Source organism: Flavitalea plasmicola, from assembly GCF_030546645.1.
Taxonomy (GTDB): domain Bacteria; phylum Bacteroidota; class Bacteroidia; order Chitinophagales; family Chitinophagaceae; genus Puia.
In genome coordinates this window covers 128,965-149,517 of the sequence record NZ_JAUOTO010000007.1, presented here as the reverse complement: position 1 = coordinate 149,517, position 20,553 = coordinate 128,965, and the positions used below count along the sequence as shown (strand labels likewise).

Annotated in this window: 20 protein-coding genes; 10 read left to right on the top strand and 10 right to left on the bottom strand. The window is 52.4% G+C overall.

The window, feature by feature from the left end; all coding sequences use genetic code 11:
• Positions 1-2: 2 nt before the first annotated feature.
• Both rodA and Q4E93_RS25800 read left to right on the top strand, forming a co-directional pair.
• Entirely contained in the window at positions 3-1,346 is a 1,344-nt protein-coding gene (gene rodA, locus Q4E93_RS25805; protein ID WP_303590276.1) for a rod shape-determining protein RodA, read from the top strand.
• A gap of 28 nt (positions 1,347-1,374) precedes the next feature.
• Positions 1,375-2,121, top strand: coding sequence for an MBL fold metallo-hydrolase (locus Q4E93_RS25800; RefSeq protein ID WP_303590274.1), 747 nt, complete (start codon positions 1,375-1,377; stop codon positions 2,119-2,121).
• Positions 2,122-2,344: 223 nt separating this feature from the next.
• On the opposite strand, the gene Q4E93_RS25795 is transcribed toward Q4E93_RS25800, so the two are convergent.
• The 9 genes from Q4E93_RS25795 to Q4E93_RS25755 all read right to left on the bottom strand — a co-directional run bounded on the left by Q4E93_RS25795 (position 2,345) and on the right by Q4E93_RS25755 (position 10,219).
• Positions 2,345-2,758, bottom strand: a complete 414-nt coding sequence (locus Q4E93_RS25795) for a hypothetical protein (RefSeq protein ID WP_303590273.1) — start codon at positions 2,756-2,758, stop codon at positions 2,345-2,347.
• A gap of 8 nt (positions 2,759-2,766) precedes the next feature.
• Positions 2,767-3,684 carry a hypothetical protein gene (locus Q4E93_RS25790; RefSeq protein ID WP_303590271.1) on the bottom strand — a complete coding sequence of 306 codons (918 nt, stop codon included), beginning with the start codon at positions 3,682-3,684 and terminating at the stop codon, positions 2,767-2,769.
• 32 nt (positions 3,685-3,716) lie between these two features.
• Entirely contained in the window at positions 3,717-4,280 is a 564-nt protein-coding gene (locus Q4E93_RS25785; protein WP_303590269.1) for an RNA polymerase sigma factor, read from the bottom strand.
• Complete coding sequence (locus tag Q4E93_RS25780; protein WP_303590267.1) at positions 4,280-5,239, bottom strand: transketolase family protein; 960 nt, start codon at positions 5,237-5,239, stop codon at positions 4,280-4,282. Before Q4E93_RS25780 ends, Q4E93_RS25785 begins: the two co-directional genes overlap by 1 nt.
• Before the next feature lie 79 nt (positions 5,240-5,318).
• Complete coding sequence (gene galE / locus Q4E93_RS25775) at positions 5,319-6,377, bottom strand: UDP-glucose 4-epimerase GalE (protein ID WP_303590266.1); 1,059 nt, start codon at positions 6,375-6,377, stop codon at positions 5,319-5,321.
• Positions 6,378-6,400: 23 nt separating this feature from the next.
• The gene (gene rfbA / locus Q4E93_RS25770; RefSeq protein ID WP_303590264.1) at positions 6,401-7,264 is read right to left on the bottom strand and encodes a glucose-1-phosphate thymidylyltransferase RfbA; all 864 of its coding nucleotides are present in this window, start codon (positions 7,262-7,264) and stop codon (positions 6,401-6,403) included.
• A gap of 100 nt (positions 7,265-7,364) precedes the next feature.
• Entirely contained in the window at positions 7,365-8,405 is a 1,041-nt protein-coding gene (locus tag Q4E93_RS25765) for an inorganic phosphate transporter (protein WP_303590263.1), read from the bottom strand.
• A gap of 6 nt (positions 8,406-8,411) precedes the next feature.
• A complete protein-coding gene (locus Q4E93_RS25760; protein WP_303590261.1) occupies positions 8,412-9,059 on the bottom strand; it encodes a DUF47 domain-containing protein in 648 nt (215 codons plus the stop codon).
• Complete coding sequence (locus tag Q4E93_RS25755) at positions 8,987-10,219, bottom strand: alkaline phosphatase family protein (protein ID WP_303590259.1); 1,233 nt, start codon at positions 10,217-10,219, stop codon at positions 8,987-8,989. The genes Q4E93_RS25760 and Q4E93_RS25755 overlap by 73 nt, the downstream gene beginning before the upstream one ends.
• Positions 10,220-10,377: 158 nt before the next feature.
• Here Q4E93_RS25755 and Q4E93_RS25750 point away from each other — a divergent pair, with 158 nt between their 5' ends.
• The 3 genes from Q4E93_RS25750 to Q4E93_RS25740 are packed head-to-tail and all read left to right on the top strand — an operon-like array spanning position 10,378 to position 13,973.
• A complete protein-coding gene (locus tag Q4E93_RS25750) occupies positions 10,378-11,100 on the top strand; it encodes a phosphatase PAP2 family protein (protein ID WP_303590257.1) in 723 nt (240 codons plus the stop codon).
• Positions 11,100-12,767 carry an ArnT family glycosyltransferase gene (locus Q4E93_RS25745; protein WP_303590256.1) on the top strand — a complete coding sequence of 556 codons (1,668 nt, stop codon included), beginning with the start codon at positions 11,100-11,102 and terminating at the stop codon, positions 12,765-12,767. The genes Q4E93_RS25750 and Q4E93_RS25745 overlap by 1 nt, the downstream gene beginning before the upstream one ends.
• 54 nt (positions 12,768-12,821) lie before the next feature.
• Positions 12,822-13,973 carry an epoxide hydrolase family protein gene (locus tag Q4E93_RS25740; RefSeq protein ID WP_303590254.1) on the top strand — a complete coding sequence of 384 codons (1,152 nt, stop codon included), beginning with the start codon at positions 12,822-12,824 and terminating at the stop codon, positions 13,971-13,973.
• A gap of 33 nt (positions 13,974-14,006) precedes the next feature.
• Here the strand turns inward: Q4E93_RS25740 and Q4E93_RS25735 are convergent, their stop codons facing one another.
• A complete protein-coding gene (locus Q4E93_RS25735; RefSeq protein WP_303590252.1) occupies positions 14,007-14,507 on the bottom strand; it encodes a DinB family protein in 501 nt (166 codons plus the stop codon).
• Between the two features lie 156 nt (positions 14,508-14,663).
• Here Q4E93_RS25735 and Q4E93_RS25730 point away from each other — a divergent pair, with 156 nt between their 5' ends.
• The 5 genes from Q4E93_RS25730 (at position 14,664) to Q4E93_RS25710 (ending at position 20,552) form a co-directional block, all read left to right on the top strand.
• Positions 14,664-14,918 carry a hypothetical protein gene (locus tag Q4E93_RS25730; RefSeq protein WP_303590251.1) on the top strand — a complete coding sequence of 85 codons (255 nt, stop codon included), beginning with the start codon at positions 14,664-14,666 and terminating at the stop codon, positions 14,916-14,918.
• Positions 14,919-15,111: 193 nt separating this feature from the next.
• Positions 15,112-15,399 carry a hypothetical protein gene (locus Q4E93_RS25725; protein WP_303590250.1) on the top strand — a complete coding sequence of 96 codons (288 nt, stop codon included), beginning with the start codon at positions 15,112-15,114 and terminating at the stop codon, positions 15,397-15,399.
• A gap of 38 nt (positions 15,400-15,437) precedes the next feature.
• On the top strand, positions 15,438-15,806 hold the full coding sequence (locus Q4E93_RS25720; protein WP_303590249.1) for a hypothetical protein: 369 nt from the start codon (positions 15,438-15,440) through the stop codon (positions 15,804-15,806).
• A gap of 83 nt (positions 15,807-15,889) precedes the next feature.
• Positions 15,890-17,320, top strand: coding sequence for a TolC family protein (locus Q4E93_RS25715; RefSeq protein WP_303590248.1), 1,431 nt, complete (start codon positions 15,890-15,892; stop codon positions 17,318-17,320).
• A 7-nt stretch (positions 17,321-17,327) separates the two neighbouring features.
• Complete coding sequence (locus Q4E93_RS25710) at positions 17,328-20,552, top strand: efflux RND transporter permease subunit (RefSeq protein ID WP_303590246.1); 3,225 nt, start codon at positions 17,328-17,330, stop codon at positions 20,550-20,552.
• The last annotated feature ends 1 nt before the right edge of the window (position 20,553 follow it).

Genomic DNA, 20,553 nt, shown 5'->3' with positions numbered 1-20,553 from the left:
TTATGAGCCAACGTAACCCTACCATATCAAAAGGTGTAGACTGGAGCCTGGTCTGGATCTGGTTTATCCTCTGCGCCATCGGGGTCACCAGCATTTTTGCCGCCTCCTATCATGAAGGTGAAAATGTCATACAGGGCTTTATTTCCCTGAAAACGGACTATAGCCGCCAGCTGCTGTTCTTTATCATCGCGGGTATCATCGGTACCTTCATCCTGCTGACGGATAGCAAATTTTTCACGGCTACGGCTAACCTGGGTTATGCCTTTGGGATTTTCCTCCTGCTGCTGGTATTCCCCTTTCACTCCAAGGTAAAGGGCACGGAGTCGATCATTCGCTTTGGCAGCGCCTTCCAGCTGCAGCCGGCTGACCTTTGCAAGCTTTTTGTGAACCTCGCCCTGGCGAAATACCTATCCAGGGTCGATACTAATTTTACCCGGCCCCGCAGTCAGCTGATCGCTGCCGCCATTGCCCTGGTTCCGGCCATGTTCAGCATCATGCAGAAGGAGACGGGCCTTTCGCTGGTGTATTTCTCCTTTTTCCTGGTGATGTTCCGGGAAGGTCTGCCTGCTTCCGTGCTGGTGATCGGCTTTAGCTTTTCCGTACTGGTAGTGGCGACGCTGCTGCTGGAACCGAATACGCTGGCCATTATCCTCACGCTGATCGCACTATTGGCCATTTATATCCTGCGCAGGCAGGTGAAGCGGAGCCGCAGCATCCTTTTCCTGATCGTGGGTATCTGGTTTGTCTGTGTGGGTGTGCAACGATTTGTCGTTCCCTTTGTCTTCGATCATGTGTTCAAGCCTTACCAGGTGAAACGGATCTATGATGCCATCGGGAAGGATTATGTTCCCAAGGACCAGGCCACGGAAGCGGCGATTGAAAGCGAGCAGAAAGGGAAGAAAAAAGACAACAACTACAATGTCAAGCAGAGTAAGATCGCTATTGGCAGCGGGGGGCTTATAGGGAAGGGGTTATTGAAGGGCACACAGACCCGGTATGATTTCGTGCCCGAACAGAAAACCGACTTTATCTTCTGTACCATCGGGGAGGGGTTTGGTTTTGTTGGCAGTATCCTGTTCCTGGGTATTTATGCATTACTGCTGATGCGGATCGTCTCTGTTGCCGAGCGACAGCGCAGCGTATTCAGCCGTTGCTATGCTTATGGAGTGGCCAGCGTGCTCTTCTTTCACATCGTCATCAATGTCTGTATGACGATCGGCCTGGCCCCTGTTATCGGTATACCCCTTCCATTTGTCAGCTATGGAGGGACGAGCCTGCTTACCTTCAGCGTCATGCTGTTTATCCTGGTGCGGCTGGATGCGGACAGGCAGATGGTATTAAGATAGATAGTAGTAATACCGTTAATTTTGCAGCATGAAGATCATTCCATTGTCCGAAGGTTCTTTCACCATCGATAAGAGCAAGTTATTCGTCCCTTTCGATACGCAGAAGGACGATCTGCAGCAGCGTCCTGTCGGAAGCCTGCTGGTGGAAGTCCAGCCATTCGCGATCATCACCGCGGAGGATATCCTGGTGGTGGATACGGGATTGGGGTTTGAGATAGACGGGGAGCTGCAGATCCATCGCAACCTGCGGGCGGCGGGCATTGACCCGGCCAGGGTCACCAAAGTATTGATGAGCCATCTTCATAAGGATCATGCGGGCGGTGTGAGCAGGGAGGTGAAAGGTCGTCCCGGGACCCGGGAGCTGTCTTTTCCCAATGCCACTTATTATGTACAGCGAAAGGAGCTGGAATATGCCTACGAGAAAGGCCCTACCTCTTACATCACGGACGAGCTGGACATCCTGAAGGATTCTCCAAAAGTTGTTTTCCTGGATGGCAACGGGGTGCTGGATGGTTATATTAAATATGAAGTGACGGGTGCGCATTGTCCCTGGCACCAGGTGTTCTGGATCGTGGATGGAGGGGAGAAGGTATTTTTCGGAGGGGATGTGGCCCCTCAGCTGCAGCAGATGAAAAGCCGTTTTGTAGCGAAGTATGACTATGACGGGAAGAAGGCGATGGAGCTCAGGCAGCAATGGTGGGAGTTGGGGAGGAAGGAAGGGTGGACGTTCCTTTTTTACCATGATATCCGGACACCCTACTTAGCTTCAAGCTGATAGCTGCAAGCTACAAGCTACGCTTAATTAGGTCTCAGCTTGTAGCTTGAGGCTTGAGGCTTGCAGCTCATGGCTGCCGTAGGCGCAAAAAGAAGGCCTGCCCTGGAAAGAGCCGGCCGTTGCTAACCTATGAAAAACACCAGGTTCAAATATCGGTAATAGGCCACCGCCCAATAAAATTAATCGGTAAATAAGTAAAATATAGCGGTCTATGGTGGGATGGCTACCTGCCGCCAAAAGGTCGTCGCTGCATTTGTCGTCGCTGCATTTCCTTTTGTACGAAGCCGGCAAAGTCCTTTTCGGCCCGGAAGAACTGGTTGACCTTTTCGGGAGCGAGTGCCTTTAAAAATTCGGAGTTATACTTTTTCCTTATGGTGAGGAGCGCTTCATCCAGCTCGATCTCGTTTTGACGGTCCCGGTAAACAATGTAGGCCTGTCTGACTTCGGCGGCATAGCGGTTATAGATAGGCCAGAAGCGTTCAGCTTCTTCAGGAGTGAGGTCCAGCCTTTTGGTGATAAAAGCGATCTTCATGGCTTCCAGGGCGGCACCGGGACGCTGCTGCCTTCCCGCCTGGGCGAGGCCCGGCAGTGCGAACCAGCCAAGTAAGATTAATACGGATAGTATTTTTTTAATCATGATCGCTCTTAATTCGTTGGATAATCTTTAAGATCTCCATGCTCTTCCATGTACTGAGTCAATTCATTGTCTGAAAGATCGCCTAAAAAACTCTTTATATCATTGTCCGAGAATTCCAACGAAGCTATGCTCTTGCCAATGGCGTCATCCTGCTGGAGCTGCGCGACATGATTGTCCTGGTTATCCAGATAACTCTCGATATCCTGGTCGCTGACCTTGGCCAATCCCTGGGACACGTCGGTGCCGGTCAATCCCGGCTTGTTGACGGAGGTATGCAGGCGCAGCCATCCGATGCTAAAGACAAATCCTATGATCACGGCTGCTGCTGAATATTGCCACCATACTTTCCTTCTGCTGTTCATGGAAATGACCCTGGCGGTCCGGGCGGGGGCGGCAGCCGCCGGCTGCACCCTGGCGGACAGGATCTCCGGGAATGTCTCAAAGTATCCTTCCGGCGCCTGATAAGTTGGCTGGTTCTTTAGTCCGGCCATCAGGGGGGAGAGGGTTTCTTCCGGGAGTACGGGTGCTGCTTCCAGGGTTTCAAAATAGCCTACGGGCACCTGGAAGGGTGTTTTTTTGGCTATTTGGCTCAGGAAAGGGGAAATGGCGGCCAGTTCCGCGCTTACCTCCTGGCTCACCTCATTGGTTACGTCAAGGGGCTGCTCCCCCAGTTCTGTCTTTATCCTGTCCATCATCCGGGAGGCGAACCCTTCGAAATAGCCGGAAGGGACACTGAAGGCAGGGCCTTTCCCCCATCCGGGAGACAGGGCCGCATCCGCAGTATCCTCAGCGAGGAGGCCTAGCATTTTTTCGGGAAACCCTGGGAAATACCCTTCAGGTACCTCAAAAGGCATTTGCCGGCTGATGCCGGCGACCTTCATGCTCAGCCCCTCCAATTCTTCCAATATTTCTTTCTTCGATTGCATGTACTTTTCAGACCCCGTGGGGTAATTAAAGTTTAATGATTCAGGATATAATCCTCAATTTTTTTCACAGCATGGTGATAAGATGCCTTCAGTGCGCCTTCCGAGGTATCCAGCACCCGGCTCATTTCCTCGTAGGGCATCTCATCATAATATCTTAGATTGAATACAAGTCTTTGTTTTTCAGGAAGTTGCTGGATTGCGAGCTGCAGTTTCCATTCCAGCTTGTTGGGATCGAAATGTTTGTCCGCTATCAGCTTGTTACTCAGGCCCGATTCCGACTCGTCCAGAGTGAGGGTAGATTTTCTCTTTTGCTGGTCCAGGAAGCTGAGGCATTCATTCGTAGCGATCCTGTACAGCCAGGTATACAGCTGGCTATCCTCCCGGAAATTCTCCAATCCGTTCCATACACGTATGAAAACATTTTGCAATACGTCATTGGCGTCTTCATGGTCGACTACCATACGGCGTATATGCCAATAAAGCTTTTCCTGGTATTTTTTTATAATAGCAGTAAAGGCCTTTTCCTTGGTGTCAGGGCTTCTGAACTGAATTAGCAATTCCGCATCATGGATCGTCACCCCCATAGGCATCTTCATTATTTATTTTTCCTGGCTATGACCTTTTCGGCTGCTGCCACGATATTAGGGGTATCCAGGCCGTACTTTTTCAGGAGATCGGTGGGAGTACCACTTTCGCCAAAAGTATCGTTCGTACCGACGTATTCGATGGGTGTGGGAAGATGGCGGGCAGCCACCTGTGCAATGGCGTCGCCCAACCCGCCGATGATGTTATGCTCTTCGGCAGTCACGGCGCAGCGGGTCTTGGTAAGGGAGTTGATCACGGCTGCGGTGTCCAGCGGCTTGATCGTATGAATATTGATGACTTCCACGGAAATGCCTTTTTCTTCCAGGATGCGGCCGGCTTCTATCGCTTTCCATACCAGGTGGCCGCAGGCGAAGATCGTGACATCAGTGCCTTCGGAGAAGACCTGGGCCTTGCCCAGCTGAAAGGGGAGCTTGTCGGTGAAGATGGGCCATACGGGGCGGCCGAAACGGAGGTACACGGGGCCGACATAGTCAGCGATAGCCATGGTGGCAGCCTTTGTCTGTGCATAGTCGCAAGGGACGACCACGGACATACCGGGCAGCATTTTCATTAAGCCGATGTCTTCCAGGATCTGGTGGGTGGCGCCGTCCTCTCCGAGCGTGACGCCGGCGTGGGAAGCGCATATTTTTACATTCTTGCCGGAATAGGCCACGGACTGGCGGATCTGGTCGTACACCCTGCCTGTGGAGAAGTTGGCGAATGTGGTAGTATAAGGTATTTTACCTCCGATGGTCAACCCGGCTGCGATGCCGATCATATTGGCTTCTGCAATGCCGCATTGGACGAATCTTTCGGGAAATTCTTTCATGAACTGATTCAGCTTCATCGAGCCGGCCAGGTCGGCTGTCAACGCTACGATATTCGGGTTCTTACGTGCCGCTTCCGCGATGCCGTCTCCAAAGCCGCTCCTTGTGTCCTTATTGCCACTGACTTGAATCTCTTTTAACATGAATCAGAATTGAGAATTATTAAAATAGAATTGTAAGGGCCTGGGCCCTTGTTTGGTGATGCAAATTAACGGCAAAAATTTAGTTCAGCTCGGAAAATTTTCCGTTGAAGAACTTCTCGTCCGTCTTTAATTTCTGCTCCCATTTCCAGGCGGTGGACATCATATCTTCCAGTCCGAATTCCGTCTGCCATCCCAGCTGTCGTTTAGCCAGGTCGTTGTTGGCGTAGATGGCTATTACATCTCCCGGCCGGCGAGGGCCGATCTGGTAATTCAGCTTTACGCCGCTGACCTTTTCGAAAGCGCGGATGGCTTCCAGCACGGTGACGCCATTGCCTGTTCCCAGGTTGTATACTTCGGCCGCTTTGGACATTTTCCCGTTCAGCATGTATTGAATGGCCAGGGTGTGGGCGTGTGCAATATCGCAGACGTGGATGAAATCCCGGATGCAGGAGCCGTCCCGGGTGGGGTAATCGTCGCCATAGACGGTCATCTGCGGCAATTTGCCGATGGCTGTCTGTGTAATGGCGGGCACCAGGTTGGCGGGTCTGCCGATGGGCATTTCCCCGATGAGGATGGAAGGGTGAGCGCCTACGGGATTGAAATAGCGCAACAGGATGCTCTTCGTGGATTTCGTGGATTTGGAGAATTCATTGATGATCTGCTCTCCCATCTGCTTGGTATAGCCGTAGGGCGACTCGGCGGGCTTGGGGGGCGTCATTTCCGTCACGGGGATCACGTCGGGATTGCCGTAAACGGTGCAGGAGGAAGAGAACACAAAATGCGGGATTTCGAATTCCTGTACGCATTTCAGCAGGTTGATCAGGGACATCAGGTTGTTCTCGAAGTACATCAGCGGTTGTTCCACGGATTCTCCCACTGCCTTGTAGGCGGCGAAATGGATGATACCTGCTATGTTCTCATTTTCCTGGAAGATGGCGAAAGTGTCATCGTAGTTGCAAAGATCTACTTTATAGTTCTTGATCTTTTTGCCCGTGATCTTTTCCACGCCCTCTAAGATCCGTGGAGAGCTGCGGACGTTATTGTCTACACAAATAACTTCAAATCCGTTTGCAATAAGGTCTACGATCGTATGACTGCCTATATAGCCGCATCCTCCGGTGACAAGAATTTTCTCCATAAGCGAGAGTAATTACAGGGGGTTTATGAATGAATCAGATTAATAAGGTATTGGCCGTAACCGCTCTTCAGCAGTGGCTGCGCCATTTTTTCCAGCTGCTGTTTGTCTATAAAGCCTTTCCGGTAGGCAATCTCTTCGATGCAGGCGATCTTGATACCTTGTCTTTGTTCTATGACCTGTACGAACTGCGAAGCCTGCATCAGGGAGTCGAAAGTGCCTGTATCCAGCCAGGCGGTGCCGCGATCCAGGATGGATACTTTCAGCTTCCCTTGCCGGAGGTATTCCTTATTGACGTCGGTGATCTCGTATTCTCCGCGGGGGGAAGGTTTCAGGCTTTTGGAGATGCCTACCACCTCGTTGTCATAGAAATAAAGGCCCGGCACCGCATAGTTGCTTTTGGGCTTTGACGGCTTCTCTTCAATAGAGATGGCTTTATTGTCCTGGTCGAACTCGACAACGCCGTAGCGTTCGGGGTCGCTGACCTGGTAAGCGTATACGATACCGCCTTCGGGGTTGGCATTTTTCTCCAGCTGTTTGCCGAGGCCGGCCCCATAAAATATATTATCTCCCAGCACGAGGGCCACCGGGTCTTTCCCGATGAAGTCCGCGCCGATGACGAAGGCTTGCGCCAGTCCGTTGGGCAAGGGCTGTTCGGCATAGGAGAACTGCAGGCCCAGCTGCGATCCGTCCCCGAATAATTTTTTAAACATCGGGAGATCATGTGGCGTGGAAATGATCAGGATCTCGTGGATACCAGCCAGCATCAGGGTGGACAAAGGATAGTAGATCATGGGTTTGTCATATACGGGCATGATCTGTTTGCTGATGGCGTAAGTGATCGGGTGCAGACGAGTGCCGGATCCTCCGGCCAGAATTATTCCCTTCATAGTTCCTCAATTGGGGATGGTTAAAATAATCCCCCGAAAATAGCAAAGAATTGTTAACCCACCATCAATAATTCGTCCATTGGCTCAATCGTTTGCGCTATCAGCCGTGTACCAGGCGAAGGATGAAATAAACGACGGCGGCCAGCAGGGCGCTGACGGGGATGGTGAGGATCCAGGCCCAGAGCAGGCTGATAGTGACGCCCCATCGTACTGCTGACAGGCGGCGGACAGCGCCGACGCCGATGATGGAGCCTGTGATGGTATGGGTGGTGCTGACCGGGATACCCAGCTTTTCAGTGAGGAACAGGGTGACGGCGCCCGCCGTTTCTGCGGCGACGCCTTCCAAAGGGGTGACCTTCGTGATCCTTGTGCCCATGGTCTTCACGATCTTCCAACCCCCACTCATGGTGCCCAGGGCAATGGCGGAAAAACTTGCCAGCGGCACCCACATATTCGCGTCCACAAAATGAGTGAAAGTCATCACGTGCCCTTTGGACTTTTCATAATAGATCATGGCTGCCCCGATGATGCCCATGACCTTCTGGGCGTCATTTCCTCCATGACCCAGGCTCAGTAATCCTGAGGACACCAGCTGCAGCCTGCGGAACCAATTATCGGCCCGGTAGGGGTTTGCCCGGCGGCAGATATTGAGAATAAGGAGCGTAATGACAAAGGCGACGACCATGCCGATCAAAGGGGCCATGAAAATGAAAAGGAACGTAGGGATCACCTTGGCATAGTTGATGACGTTGACCCCGTCCCTGGACAGGGCTCCCGCGTGGGCCAATGCCGCGCCCATAAAGCCGCCCAGCAACGTGTGGGAAGAGCTGGAAGGGATGCCGAACCACCAGGTAAGGAGGTTCCAGCAGATGGCGGCTATCAGCCCGGAAAAGATGACATCCAGGTTGATGAACCCGGGATTGACGGAGCTGGCGATGGTATTGCCGATCTTGAACTCACCAATAATATAGCGGGAGATGAAAAAAGCGGCAAAATTGAAAACCGCAGCCCAGAGCACTGCCTGAAAAGGGGTGAGGACCTTTGTCGAGACGATGGTTGCTATTGAATTGGCTGCGTCATGGAACCCATTGATATAGTCGAACACCAGGGCAAGGATGATAATAATTACCAGAAAGCTCATAACCTATCAGGCGTATTTAATAATGATGGACTCTATTACGTTGGCAGCATCCTCGCATTTATCTGTAACGATCTCCATTACCTGGTAGATCTCCCTTTTCTTGATCACTTCCTTGGCATCGGGCTCCGTCTCGAACAGGCGTTCGATGCTGAGATCGAAAATGTCATCGGCCTGGTTCTCGATGCTGTTGACCTTTACCAGCGCATCGGTGATCTTGCGCATATCGCGCATATTGCGGAGCTCCCGGACGGCAATCCGGATCTGAGCCGTACCCTGCTCGATCAGGTCGGCCATTTTCTGGATGCCTGTGTCATTGGGGTTGACCTTGTAGAAATTGATCTTTTTGGTGGTGGCGTAAATATAATCGCAGATATCATCCAGCGAGCTGGCGAGATAGTGGATGTCCTCCCGGTCGAAAGGCGTAATAAAGTTCCTGCCCAGCTCGGTGAATACGCGGTGTGTAAGATCATCATTGACGTGTTCCTGGTCTTCCACCTGGGAGATGATGGCCGCCCGTTTGTCAAAATCAGGCTCGGCTACTACTTCTTTGATCAGTTTCCCCATTCTTCCTACGCCCTCTGCTACTTCTTCGAAAAGGGAATAGAAGACACGGTCTTTAGGGGTAAAGAGTTGAACGATTGAGTTAAAGCCCATGCAGCGAAATTTGGGGCGAAAATAGGGCTATTTAACCGTTTTGAATAAAGCTTTTGTGTTAAGTTATCGGTTTCCAATGGATGGGGAGGGACGATCGGACTGCCCGGCGGATGTCCTTTTCCCGGGGGATCTCCCAGCAGGGAAGCCATGGTGGCCGCCAGCTGTCGCTGATAGACCTGTCCGCCGCCCCTCAGCTCACCTTCCGGGGCTATATCCGGTCCCACCATTGCCAGCCAGATGTCCCCCGACCCTTTTGCCCAGAACCCATGCGTGGTCCATTTATTGGGCTTCCGTCCCCTGCCATGGTCGGTGGTAATGAGGAAAGTGGTGCTATCCTTATAAAAGGGGTCGGTCTGGACGGCATACCATAATTCGGCTATCATCCTGTCCGCATCGGCGATATGCTGCAGGTAGAGGTCATATCTTCCGGCATGGGCGCATTCGTCGGTCTCCCCCAGGCCAATGAATACGACAGAAGGATGATGCTGCCGGACATATTCCCTTGCAGTGAGCCAGGTGAGCTGGTCGTGCCGGGTATGCGACGCAGGCATGCTTCCCTGCACGCTGTCGATCAGCCCTGCTTCCGGATCATCCTCTTCCTGAAGCTTTTCATAGCCACTGTTGATAGGCAAACCGTTGCGGGATTCATTCAAAATATAGGGGAAAACGCTCCAGGAAGTGAAAACGGCCACTTTTCCATGATATTCTTTTGTACCATTGAGATATTCCAGCACGTTCGTGTTCTTATTATTGATGGCCAGGTTGGGGCTGATAAAGGCGTCCGTATGTCCTGTGAAGATCTCATTGTAGCCTGGATAGGAGATCTTATAGAAGTTCTTCACATTAACCTTATTATCAAAAGTCCGGTTGCCATATAGACACCCTTTTTTTGCAATTGTATTCCAGAAGAATGGCAGAAGCCTGTGTTTGCGGAGGTCTGCTGTGGTGTCCCAGTAGAGCTCCCGCGTCAGGGCTGTATCCTGTACATAGTCAGTATTGGAGACCAGCTGGGGATCGGCGCCCTCGAATATTTCCTTCCATCTGACCCCGTCGATGGTGATGACAAAAAGATGCCGTGATGATCCTCTCTCCGGAGATTGCGCGCCGGCGCCCGTGGAAATGAACAAAAATGCTATCAAAAAGGGTGTGAAGGATCTCATGATAATGGGTTTATTAAAGGTAAACCCGGCGTATGACCGCATGTTTAACGGAAGATTAAGTCTTTATTACCGCATCCACGCTTTTTTTAACGGAACAATAATGCACCGGCAATCCAGCGGTTATATTGGGATATTAGTTTTAGATAAAATCGGCGCCCATGAACTTCCCTGAATGGCTGGATCATATCGATAAAATTTTATTCACGCTGATCCAGCATGACTCGGATCATGCGGTGCTGGACCGGGTGGCGCCGATCCTGCGTGATCCGTATACCTGGATACCCTTCTATGTCTTCATGCTGTATTATTCCCTGCGGTATGTCCGGCAGCAGGCATTGCCTTTCATCCTGCTGAGCTTATTGACCTTTGCTATTACGGACAGTCTTACGGCCCAGGTGATGAAACCTTTTTTCGAACGGCTCCGTCCCTGTCACGATCCTGATATGGCGCAGACGATCAGGATACTGGGGGATTGCGGGGGCCTTTATTCCATGCCTTCTTCGCATGCCGCCAATCATTTTGGCCTGGCTGCTTTCTGGTATTTTGCCGTACGTACTATTGAACGAACCGGAGGTTCGTTGTCCGAAGGACAGTCATTAGATCTTTCCGGAAGACGGGGTAAATTTTTCAGAAAACCCGTCTTCCGGACATTAACGGGTGGGAAGAAATGGTGGGGCCTTTATGTCTGGGCGGCAGCAGTTTGCTATGCCCAGATCTATGTAGGTAAGCATTATCCTTTCGATACGCTGGCAGGGGCCGGCACCGGGTGGCTTACCGGCGTTGGTATATCCCGTATCTTCAACTACGTGTGGGCCAGAAATAGTGAGGGACGGTATAACTTTATCGGATGGTTTAAAAAAGAAGCCGGCAACACAAATTGATGATCGATCCAAATAGCTCCCCCTGGGAAGCGTGGCTGAACAAATGGTTTCTCCTGCTATTGGCGCCTGGCATACTTGTCAATGCCAGTGGGTTGTTCATACGCATCATAGAACCCGATGGCGCGCTGTATGCGATGATCGCCCGCACCATTGCCGAAACAGGCGACTTCATACATCTCCGTGTCGAAGGAAGGGACTGGCTGGACAAACCCCATTTCCCTTTCTGGCTGGCGGCCATCAGCTTTCGCATTTTCGGTATCAACAGCTTTGCTTATAAATTACCGGCCCTGCTGTTCTGGGCTGCGGGAGGGGGATATGTTTATCGTCTGGCAAAGGATAACTATGGAAGGGCCGTTGCGCAGCTGTCCGTGCTCCTGTATGTCTCGGCGGCGCACCTGGTGATCTCCAACAATGACGTAAGGGCAGAGCCTTACCTCACGGCGCTGGTGATCGGCGCTGTCTATCATTTCTATAAGGCCTCCAGGGTGAGGCCGGGTTGGCACCTGGTCGCCGGGAGCTTGCTGACAGCCTGCGCCATGATGACCAAGGGCCCGTTTGTATTGGTGACCATTGGTGGTGGCTTAGTCCTGGACTGGATAATAAGTAAAGATTGGGCGCAGTTCCGCAACGTCCGCTGGTGGATCGCGCTGCTGCTGACGGGTGTTTTCATCCTTCCGGAATTATATTGTCTTTATGTCCAGTTCGATCTGCACCCGGAGAAGCAGGTGTTTGGCCGAACGGGCGTGTCCGGCATTCGTTTTTTCTTCTGGGACAGTCAATTCGGACGATTTTTTAATACAGGTCCTATCAAGGGCAACGGAGATCCTTTTTTCTATTTTCATACATTGCTCTGGGCTTTTCTGCCCTGGTCATTGTTGTTGTATGCTTCCGTGTTCCGGGGCTTCACCCGCCGAGCTGTTTCGGGCGATCGGATGTTCCTGGCCGGCGCCCTCATCAGCTTTGGTATGTTCTCGCTTTCCCGTTTCCAGCTGCCGCACTATCTGAATATTCTCTTTCCCTTTTTTGCGATATTGACGGCATCCTACCTTTATCGTATCCGGCGCCGGGTCGCTGTCCGGGTCATTACCGTGGTCCAGGGGGCCATCGTTTTCCTATTGCCTGCCATGGTGTTTTTGCTTTGCTGGCTGTTCCATTTTTACGGATGGCTATATGTTCTGCTGGTTTTTTCGGGGCTGTCGATCTTTCCTTTCTATTGGTTCCGGGGCAATCCACTGACGTCGGCTGTGGGGCGCAGCTACTGGATGGCGCTGCTGGCCTTCCTGTTCATTAATTGTTGCCTGTACCCGACGATGCTGCGCTACCAGGCTGGCATGGTTGCGGGGGACTATCTGCGGCATCAGCTCCCTTCCTGTAATATCCTCTACATGCCGGAAAAGGCGCCGGAAAATTATTCCATCGAATTTTACGCACCCTGTCCCGTCCGGCGGATGCCGCTGGACAGCCTGCCCGCCCTGTTGGCCGGGGGGCAGGCGCTTTTCTTCGCCAGGCCGGCATTTTCAGATACTCTTTTACGTGAGGGATATCATGTTGACAGGCTGCAGCGGTTCCCCAACTTTCATGTAAGCCAGCTTTCGGGGGCGTTCCTGGATCACCGCACGCGGGAGCACAGCCTGGAATGGTTTGAGCTGATGCGCGTTAGTCGTTGATCTTCCGCTGCCACGGGTGGTCTGTTTTTTGCATACGGCATTTAAAGGACCGCTATGTCAATACAAAAATTCCACATTTCCATCTCTCCCTTCGTTATTGATGATCTGAGAGAACGCCTGGGGAGAGCCCGTTGGCCAGATGAAATAGAAGACAGCGGCTGGGCGTACGGCACCAATAAAGAGTACTTATACGAGCTTTGTACGCACTGGGGACATGGCTTCGACTGGTATGAACAACAGGATTACCTGAACACCTTCTCTCATTTCCGGGCGGATATCGGCGGCTTTGGCATTCATTTCATCCATCACAAGGGGAAGGGGCGCCGAACAACTCCGATCCTGCTGACACATGGCTACCCGGACTGTTTTATCCGTTTTTTAAAGGTCATCCCTTTGTTGACGGCGGCGGGCTTTGACGTGGTGGTGCCCTCCATTCCCGGATTTGGCTTTTCCGACAGGCCAAAACAACCGGGTATGAATCCCGAGCTGGTGGCCGACCTTTTTGCCCAACTGATGACCGATGAGCTGGGGTATAGGCAATTCATCGCCCATGGCGGGGACTGGGGCAGCAGCATCGCCGAACAGCTGGCCGTCCATCATCCGGAGGCGTTGCTGGGTATCCACCTGACAGATGTACCTTACCATCATCTTTTTACGATGAAGGCGGAAGACCTCTCGGAGGCAGAGAAAAAATATATGCAGGCCGGCCAGCAGTGGCAGATGACAGAAGGAGGCTATGCTATCCTTCAGAGCACGAAGCCGCAGACGCTCGCGTATGCGGTCAATGATTCTCCCATCGGGCTGGCAAGCTGGATCATCGAGAAATTTTACGCCTGGAGCGATACCAAAGGGCAGCTGGAAAACAGCTTTACCAAGAATGAATTGCTTACGAACCTGACGATCTACTGGGTCACGCAAACGGCGGGCTCGGCTTTCAGGATGTATTACGAGGCGATGCGGGACATGCTGAAGAACAAGGGAGCCGGAAGCAGGATAAGCATTCCTACAGCCGTCGCCATCTTTCCCAAGGATATGGTGCCTGCTCCGAAAGAGTATGCTGAGCGCATCTTCAACATACAGCAATGGACCAATATGCCGGAGGGCGGTCACTTCGCAGCCATGGAAAGGCCGATCCTGCTGGCGGACGATATCATGCAGTTTGCTAAAAAGCTGGGTATACCTGCCCAGGTGGAGCTTCAAACCTGATCGGGTCTCCGATCATCTGCCCGCCTTTTTCACTTACATGAATTCCGCTTCATCGGCGCTGGGGCCGTAGCTGCCAGGGATGGGCACATCCAGCAGCCGGAGAAATACGCCCAGCTGGGCTCTGTGGTGCACGATCTGGTTGTAGGCCATGCGGATGACCTCTCCCTTGCTGGATACCTGGTAGACCTGGTCCCCGTTGCGGAGCGTCCAATTCTCTGACAGGGTGCTTTCGGAGGCCTTGGCAAGGCTTTCCCGGCCTCTGGCGAGATTGCGCTCGAAATATTCCATCAAAGCGGCGGTATCTTCCACCACTTCAGGGGCATAGGCATTATGGGCAAAGTCCAGCTCGTCTGTGATCACGGCCATTTCCACCCAGGAGGGTAGCTCGGCTACATGAGTGGCCAGGCGCTGCAGGGTCATGCTTTTCTTATGTGGTTGCCAGTCAAAGTAATGGGAGGGGACACGTTCCAGCATTTTGCGGGTAGTAAGGGCTTCCTGCTCCATTTCTTTCAGTAACATCCGGACGGTGGACATGGTGTAGTTTTTTTTGGTTTGTCAGACAAAGTAAACACCCGTAAGTGACAGCATTATGTCAGCAGGAAAGGCTGCAGGGAAGAAAACTTAACATTGGGTCTGTGGTTTTAATATTAATTTTAAGTTATCTTTTTATTATCAAAAAACGTTATTCGTATGAGTCATCAAGAGACAGAAGCCGTAGCTATCCCGAAGAAAAAGCAGGTCCGGAAGGAGATCGTGGAAAAGTTGACAGGCGCCCTGGCTGATTACAAGCAGGAATTAGGTGAAAAAAAACTGGCTACCCATGTAAAGAATGTCAGCAAGCTCATCAGTCGTGATCTGTTGAAGATCAGCAAGAAAAAGCGCACGAAGAAAACGGTGGCAAAAAAGACCCGTCAAAAAACTGCAAAGGTAAAAGCAAAGAAATAATCCAACGACCAACCATTTGCGCACACGTCCCGGCATCTGTGCCGGGACGCTCCTTTTTATAGTCCAACCTACATTCAACCAGGCACGATTTTTTCGGCATCGCAGGTGAGTCACAGACCTAACAAAATGTTTTCAGAGAATTTATGGTGCGATAACATTAATAAAAGACTTTTACCGACTAAAACGAATGATCATGGCCACTTTCGGAGATCTCAAGCCCAACACCTATTACCTGATCCAGGTAGATGATGAATCCGATATCGAGCTGATATCGGTGCTCCTTACTACTAAAGAGGCGGTGCTACTGCGCAGCTATCTGCCACAGGCCGAAGATTTTTTTCAATATAAGGATGAGGCGGTCTTCAAACTGGTGGAAGAGTTTGACCAGGAGACGGCTGAAAAGTTCCAGGCGCTGTACGAAGAGCCGGCGACTGAAGAACAGCAGGAATATTTTGAGTTCGAGGAAGACGACGAGGAATAACTACGCCTTAACGTAATATTTTCTATCTTAGCTGTTCAATGAGAGCAGGCAGGAATACTTTGATCATAGCATTGCTGGTGCTGATAGCGGGCTTTGTAAAGAGCGCGCAACCGCCTGTTCATGACCTGCCGCCGGCCCAGTCCTGGCGTTCGTCCCTGCATGTCTCCCGGCAACCGCAGCATTTTATATCACTGCTGGCGCAGGGTCAGCCTTCCGATCATACAAGACATGGCGAGAAGCGGCATGGCAAGTCTTTGCTTAGCGAAGCTATTGTGGCTGACTTTCCCCTCGTTCTTCATCCGGATTTCACGTATTGTCAACATCATTATTCTCCCTTTTTACCGGGCGGCTGCATCCGGCAGTTCATTGGTAATTTCCCGCTTCGGGGTCCTCCTTCCCTGGGCTGATCTTCCAGCTATCACTTTTCATTTTTGCAATTATTTCTTTGTAGCAGGACAATCTTATTTGCTGTCCTGAAAAAAACAAGCACATGATCGTGTATGCATTGAAAAAGGATACAGGATGGCGCTGTCCTGGCATTTTTTTAATAGTATTTGTATTTGCCGGACTGCCCATGCGTGCCCAGGTAAGCAGTCCGGGAAGGGCATTATCCATCAACGACGCGGTGTCTCTTGCGCTGCGCAATTATCCTTCCATCCGCGCCCGGGAGGCGCAGGTGAGGTCCGGCATGGCCGCTGTCACGGAGACAAGGGACAGGCGTTTGCCTTCCCTGAATCTTTTCGAGCAGGTGGATGCGGGCACCAGCAATAATCTTGGAGCCGCCTATTTTTCGGGCGGCATTGTGCCTTCTGTATCCGGCGTCAGCGCCCGTCCGGAAAATATCGGCACGGTGTCCTCAGGTAATATCGGCGTTGCCTATCTGCAATGGCAGGCCTCTAATTTCGGTGGTTATAAGGCCGGCATACAGGAAGCTTATTCCCGGCTGAAGGTGGATACGATGGACCTGGGCAGAGAGCGCTTCTACATCGCCTCCATCGTCCTTCAGTCCTACCTGGACCTTATCAGGAATTACGAGCTCAGCCTGATACAATGGGAGAATCTCCGGCGCGCTGATACGATCCGGATGGCTATCCGCAATTATGTAATAAGCGGCTTGCGGCCGGGGGTAGACAGCAGCCTGGCAGAGGCGGAATATTCCAAGGCCCGGCTGAATTATATGGACGTCTACAATGCTTTCCGGCAATCCAAAGTGCAGCTGTCTTTACTGACGGCGCTGGATACCGCCGCTATCAGCCCGGATCAGGGCAATGACAGCCTGTTGCTGGGGTCGCTGAACGTCGCCGGGTATAAGGATACTGCCAGGTCCGGTCATCCCTTTCTCACCTATTTTCATTCCATCTATGAGAACAGCCAGGCGAGGGAGCGGCTGATCAGGAAATCCTATTTGCCCAAATTATATGTGCTGGCTGCCGGCTGGATGAAAGGGTCCAGCATTCAGCCGGACGGGACGATCAATAAAGACCTTGGTTCCGGATTGGGCTATTCACGTTACAATTACCTGTTTGGGCTGGGTATCACCTACGATCTCTTCGATCTCAGGCGCCAAAAGGACAGGTTAAATGTACAGCGGTACCAGACGGAGGTCGCCCTTCATAACTACGAGCAGCAGGAGCAGACGCTGACCAATGCCAGTCTGCAGGCGTCGGTGAACCTCACCACGGCCATCGAAAAATTCAATGAGATCCCGGTGCAGCTGAATGCCGCCAGGGATGCTTATAATCAACGGCTGACGCAATACAATGCGGGCCTTTCCAATATCATCGATGTTACCAATGCTTTGTATGTCCTGAACAGGGCCCAGACAGATGTGGTCAACACGAAGGACGGCGTGTGGAGGGCTATTGTGCAGAAAGCCTACGCGAAGGGAGACATTTACCAACTTTTATCTACTTTAAAATAACTACCGTATGTCATTAGTGTCTTCGGGACTAAAGAAGCCGATCGCCGTGGTCGTGATCACCCTTGGGGTGCTGCTGTTCTCGGTGCTGGCGATCTTTACCATACCCATTGATATATTTCCCAAGCTGAACCTACCTACCATCTATGTGATCGAGCCCTATGGAGGTATGTCGGCGCAGCAGATGGAAGGGTTCTTTGCCACGCGTATGCAGGACCAGTTCCTTTATGTCAATGGCATCAAAAATATTGAAAGCAAGAATATCCAGGGTATCAGCATCATCAAGCTTACGTTCTATGAAACGACGGATATGGCGGAAGCCTCGGCGCAGGTGGCATTGCAGGTCAATCGTGCCTCGGCCTTTTTCCCTCCCGGCGCTTTACCGCCGCAAGTGGTGCGTTTTGACGCTTCTTCCCTGCCGGTGGGTGAGCTGGTCTTCAGCAGTCCGACCAGGCCGCTGAAAGACATCTATGACCTGGCGTTGACGCGGGTACGGCCAATGTTCGCTACCGTGCCGGGCCTTTCCGCACCTCCGCCGTTTGGGTCCAATGCCCGGTCTGTCATCATCAATATCGATCCCGAGCGGATCAGGGGGTTCAATCTTTCGCCGGACCAGGTGGTGGCCGCCATCGCGAAGAACAATTCCATCAGTCCTTCGGGTAATATCAGGATCAACAATACTATGTATGTGACGACCCTGAACTCGCTGGAGCAGAAGGTGGAGGCATTTGACAATATTCCCGTCGTCAACAATGGCAATAGCACTGTCTTTGTCAGGGACATCGGGAGGGTCAGCGACGCGGCGGACATCACGATCGACTATGCGCTGGTGAATGGACGGAGGTCCGTTTATATTCCTGTGGTAAAGACATCGGACGCCTCTACCTGGGATGTCGTGAAAGGGTTGAAGGCCAAGCTGCCGGAGATACAGACCTTGCTCCCGGAGGACGTGCATGTCTCTTACGAGTTCGACCAGTCCGTCTTTGTGATCAATGCAGTGAAGAGCCTTATGACGGAAGGGGTCCTGGGCGCCATCCTGACGGGTCTGATGGTGCTGCTGTTCCTCCAGGACTGGCGCAGCAGCCTGGTGGTCATCATCACGATCCCTGTCTCGGTGCTCAGCGCCGTGCTGCTGCTGAAGCTGGCGGGGCAAACCATCAATATCATGACCCTCAGCGGGCTGGCATTGGCCATTGGCGTGCTGGTGGACCAGGCCACCGTCACCATCGAAAACATTCACCAGCACCTGGAGATGGGAAAACCCAAGCGCCAGGCGATCTATGAAGCCTGCGAGGAAATATCGTTTCCCTTATTATTGATCCTGCTGTGCATCCTGGCGGTATTTGCGCCGGCCCTGATCATGACAGGCGTGCCCAAGGCGATGTTCCTGCCCCTGTCGCTGGCCATTGGCTTTGCGATGATCGCTTCTTATTTCCTTGCGCAGACCCTGGTGCCCATTCTTTCCAACTGGATATTGAAGGCGGAAAAGTTCATGTACCGTCATGGTCACCAGCATGCGCATGCCGGCCTGGCGCTGAACACCGCGGAAGTGGATGAAGTAAGGCTCCACGGCAATAATGAGCGGACGGTGCCGGAAAAGAACGACCGGTTCCAGCGTTTCAAGATGGCCTATACGCGCCGGATCGAAGCGCTGATGCGCTACAAGGGGGCAACGGTGAGCTTGTATTTCCTCGTGGTTTTTGGATGTGCAGGTCTTGCTTTTGTGATGATCGGCAAGGACCTGATGCCCAAGGTGAACACAGGCCAGTTCCAGCTGCGGATCAAAGAGCCCGACGGCACCCGCCTGGAAGTGACTGAGCACAAGCTGCATGATGTACTGGATATCGTCAATAAGATGGTGGACGGGCATGTGGCGATCAGCTCGGCCTTTGTCGGACCGGTGCCTACCAATTTCGGTTCCAGCAATCTCTATGTATTCAACAGCGGCACGCATGAGGGCATATTGCAGGTGAACCTGGATGAGAAATACAAAGTGAATATGGATGAGCTCAAAGATGAGATCAGGAAGAAGATCGCGGCGCAGCTGCCTGAAATGAAAGTTTCTTTCGAGCCCATCGATCTCACTGAAAAGATCATGAGCCAGGGTGCTTCCACGCCTATCGAGGTCCGGGTGGCCGGAAGGGACATGCAGCAGATCGGGCACTTTGCAGGCAAGCTGGTGGACAGGTTGGAAAAAGTATCTTTTCTCCGGGACGTGCAGATCGCCCAGCCGCTTAAATTTCCCGTGATCAATATTAACGTGGACCGATTCAAGGCGGCGCAGATGGGTATCAACCTGTCGGATGTTGCGCGGTCGGTGACGGCTGCCACCAGCTCCAGCCGCTATACGCAGAAGAACCTCTGGCTGGATGACCGCACTTCGTATACCTACCAGGTACAGGTGCAGGTGCCGGAATACATTATGCATGAGGTAGGCGATCTGAAAGAGATACCGTTGGTCGAAGGACAGCCGAGACCCGTCCTGGAGGATATTGCGAATTTTTCGATCGACAGTCTTCCCGGGGAATATGACCGGGCCGGCCCCCGCCGCTATGTCACTGTGAGCGCCAATATCTATAAAAAAGACCTGGGCGCCGCCACGGCTGCCGTTCAGATGGCCATTAAGGAGCTGGGCGCTCCGCCCCGCGGCCTGGTCACGGAGATAAAAGGGACATCCAGCCTGCTGGTGGAGACGCTCAGCGGACTGCAGAATGGCCTGGCCATTGCCATCGTGGTGATCTTTCTCCTGCTGGCGGCCAATTACCAGTCCTTTAAGGTATCCCTGGCGGTATTGACGACCGTCCCGGCCGTGATCCTGGGATCACTTATCGCTTTGCTGCTCACCGGCTCTACCCTGAACCTCCAGAGCTACATGGGGATGATCATGTCCACGGGCGTATCGGTGGCCAATGCGATCCTGATCGTCACCAACGCGGAGAAGCTGCGGATGGAGTATAAGGATGCCTCCCGTGCCGCCGTCACCAGCGCCTCTATTCGTCTGCGCCCGATCCTCATGACCAGCCTGGCCATGATCGCGGGGATGATACCCATGGCTTCGGGCATGGGTGAGGCGGGCGACCAGACGGCGCCGCTCGGCCGTGCTGTTATTGGCGGATTGGTATTTTCCACCCTGGCGGCCTTGCTGATCCTGCCACAGGTGTATGCATTGGTACAAAAGCGAACGAATTTTTCCACACCCTCCCTGATGCCGGAGGCAAATCAAAATATAAACTAAG

Excerpts from the sequence above, each read along its gene's own strand:
- Q4E93_RS25765 (WP_303590263.1), bottom strand. The coding sequence starts at position 8,405 with ATGAGCTTTCTGGTAATTATTATCATCCTTGCCCTGGTGTTCGACTAT.
- Q4E93_RS25795 (WP_303590273.1), bottom strand. The coding sequence starts at position 2,758 with ATGATTAAAAAAATACTATCCGTATTAATCTTACTTGGCTGGTTCGCA.
- Q4E93_RS25750 (WP_303590257.1), top strand. The coding sequence starts at position 10,378 with ATGAACTTCCCTGAATGGCTGGATCATATCGATAAAATTTTATTCACG.
- rfbA (WP_303590264.1), bottom strand. The coding sequence starts at position 7,264 with ATGAAGGGAATAATTCTGGCCGGAGGATCCGGCACTCGTCTGCACCCG.
- Q4E93_RS25780 (WP_303590267.1), bottom strand. The coding sequence starts at position 5,239 with ATGTTAAAAGAGATTCAAGTCAGTGGCAATAAGGACACAAGGAGCGGC.
- galE (WP_303590266.1), bottom strand. The coding sequence starts at position 6,377 with ATGGAGAAAATTCTTGTCACCGGAGGATGCGGCTATATAGGCAGTCAT.
- Q4E93_RS25725 (WP_303590250.1), top strand. The coding sequence starts at position 15,112 with ATGGCCACTTTCGGAGATCTCAAGCCCAACACCTATTACCTGATCCAG.
- Q4E93_RS25760 (WP_303590261.1), bottom strand. The coding sequence starts at position 9,059 with ATGGGCTTTAACTCAATCGTTCAACTCTTTACCCCTAAAGACCGTGTC.
- Q4E93_RS25715 (WP_303590248.1), top strand. The coding sequence starts at position 15,890 with ATGATCGTGTATGCATTGAAAAAGGATACAGGATGGCGCTGTCCTGGC.
- Q4E93_RS25730 (WP_303590251.1), top strand. The coding sequence starts at position 14,664 with ATGAGTCATCAAGAGACAGAAGCCGTAGCTATCCCGAAGAAAAAGCAG.
- Q4E93_RS25745 (WP_303590256.1), top strand. The coding sequence starts at position 11,100 with ATGATCGATCCAAATAGCTCCCCCTGGGAAGCGTGGCTGAACAAATGG.
- Q4E93_RS25785 (WP_303590269.1), bottom strand. The coding sequence starts at position 4,280 with ATGAAGATGCCTATGGGGGTGACGATCCATGATGCGGAATTGCTAATT.
- Q4E93_RS25790 (WP_303590271.1), bottom strand. The coding sequence starts at position 3,684 with ATGCAATCGAAGAAAGAAATATTGGAAGAATTGGAGGGGCTGAGCATG.
- Q4E93_RS25710 (WP_303590246.1), top strand. The coding sequence starts at position 17,328 with ATGTCATTAGTGTCTTCGGGACTAAAGAAGCCGATCGCCGTGGTCGTG.
- Q4E93_RS25720 (WP_303590249.1), top strand. The coding sequence starts at position 15,438 with ATGAGAGCAGGCAGGAATACTTTGATCATAGCATTGCTGGTGCTGATA.
- Q4E93_RS25755 (WP_303590259.1), bottom strand. The coding sequence starts at position 10,219 with ATGAGATCCTTCACACCCTTTTTGATAGCATTTTTGTTCATTTCCACG.
- Q4E93_RS25740 (WP_303590254.1), top strand. The coding sequence starts at position 12,822 with ATGTCAATACAAAAATTCCACATTTCCATCTCTCCCTTCGTTATTGAT.
- Q4E93_RS25800 (WP_303590274.1), top strand. The coding sequence starts at position 1,375 with ATGAAGATCATTCCATTGTCCGAAGGTTCTTTCACCATCGATAAGAGC.
- rodA (WP_303590276.1), top strand. The coding sequence starts at position 3 with ATGAGCCAACGTAACCCTACCATATCAAAAGGTGTAGACTGGAGCCTG.
- Q4E93_RS25735 (WP_303590252.1), bottom strand. The coding sequence starts at position 14,507 with ATGTCCACCGTCCGGATGTTACTGAAAGAAATGGAGCAGGAAGCCCTT.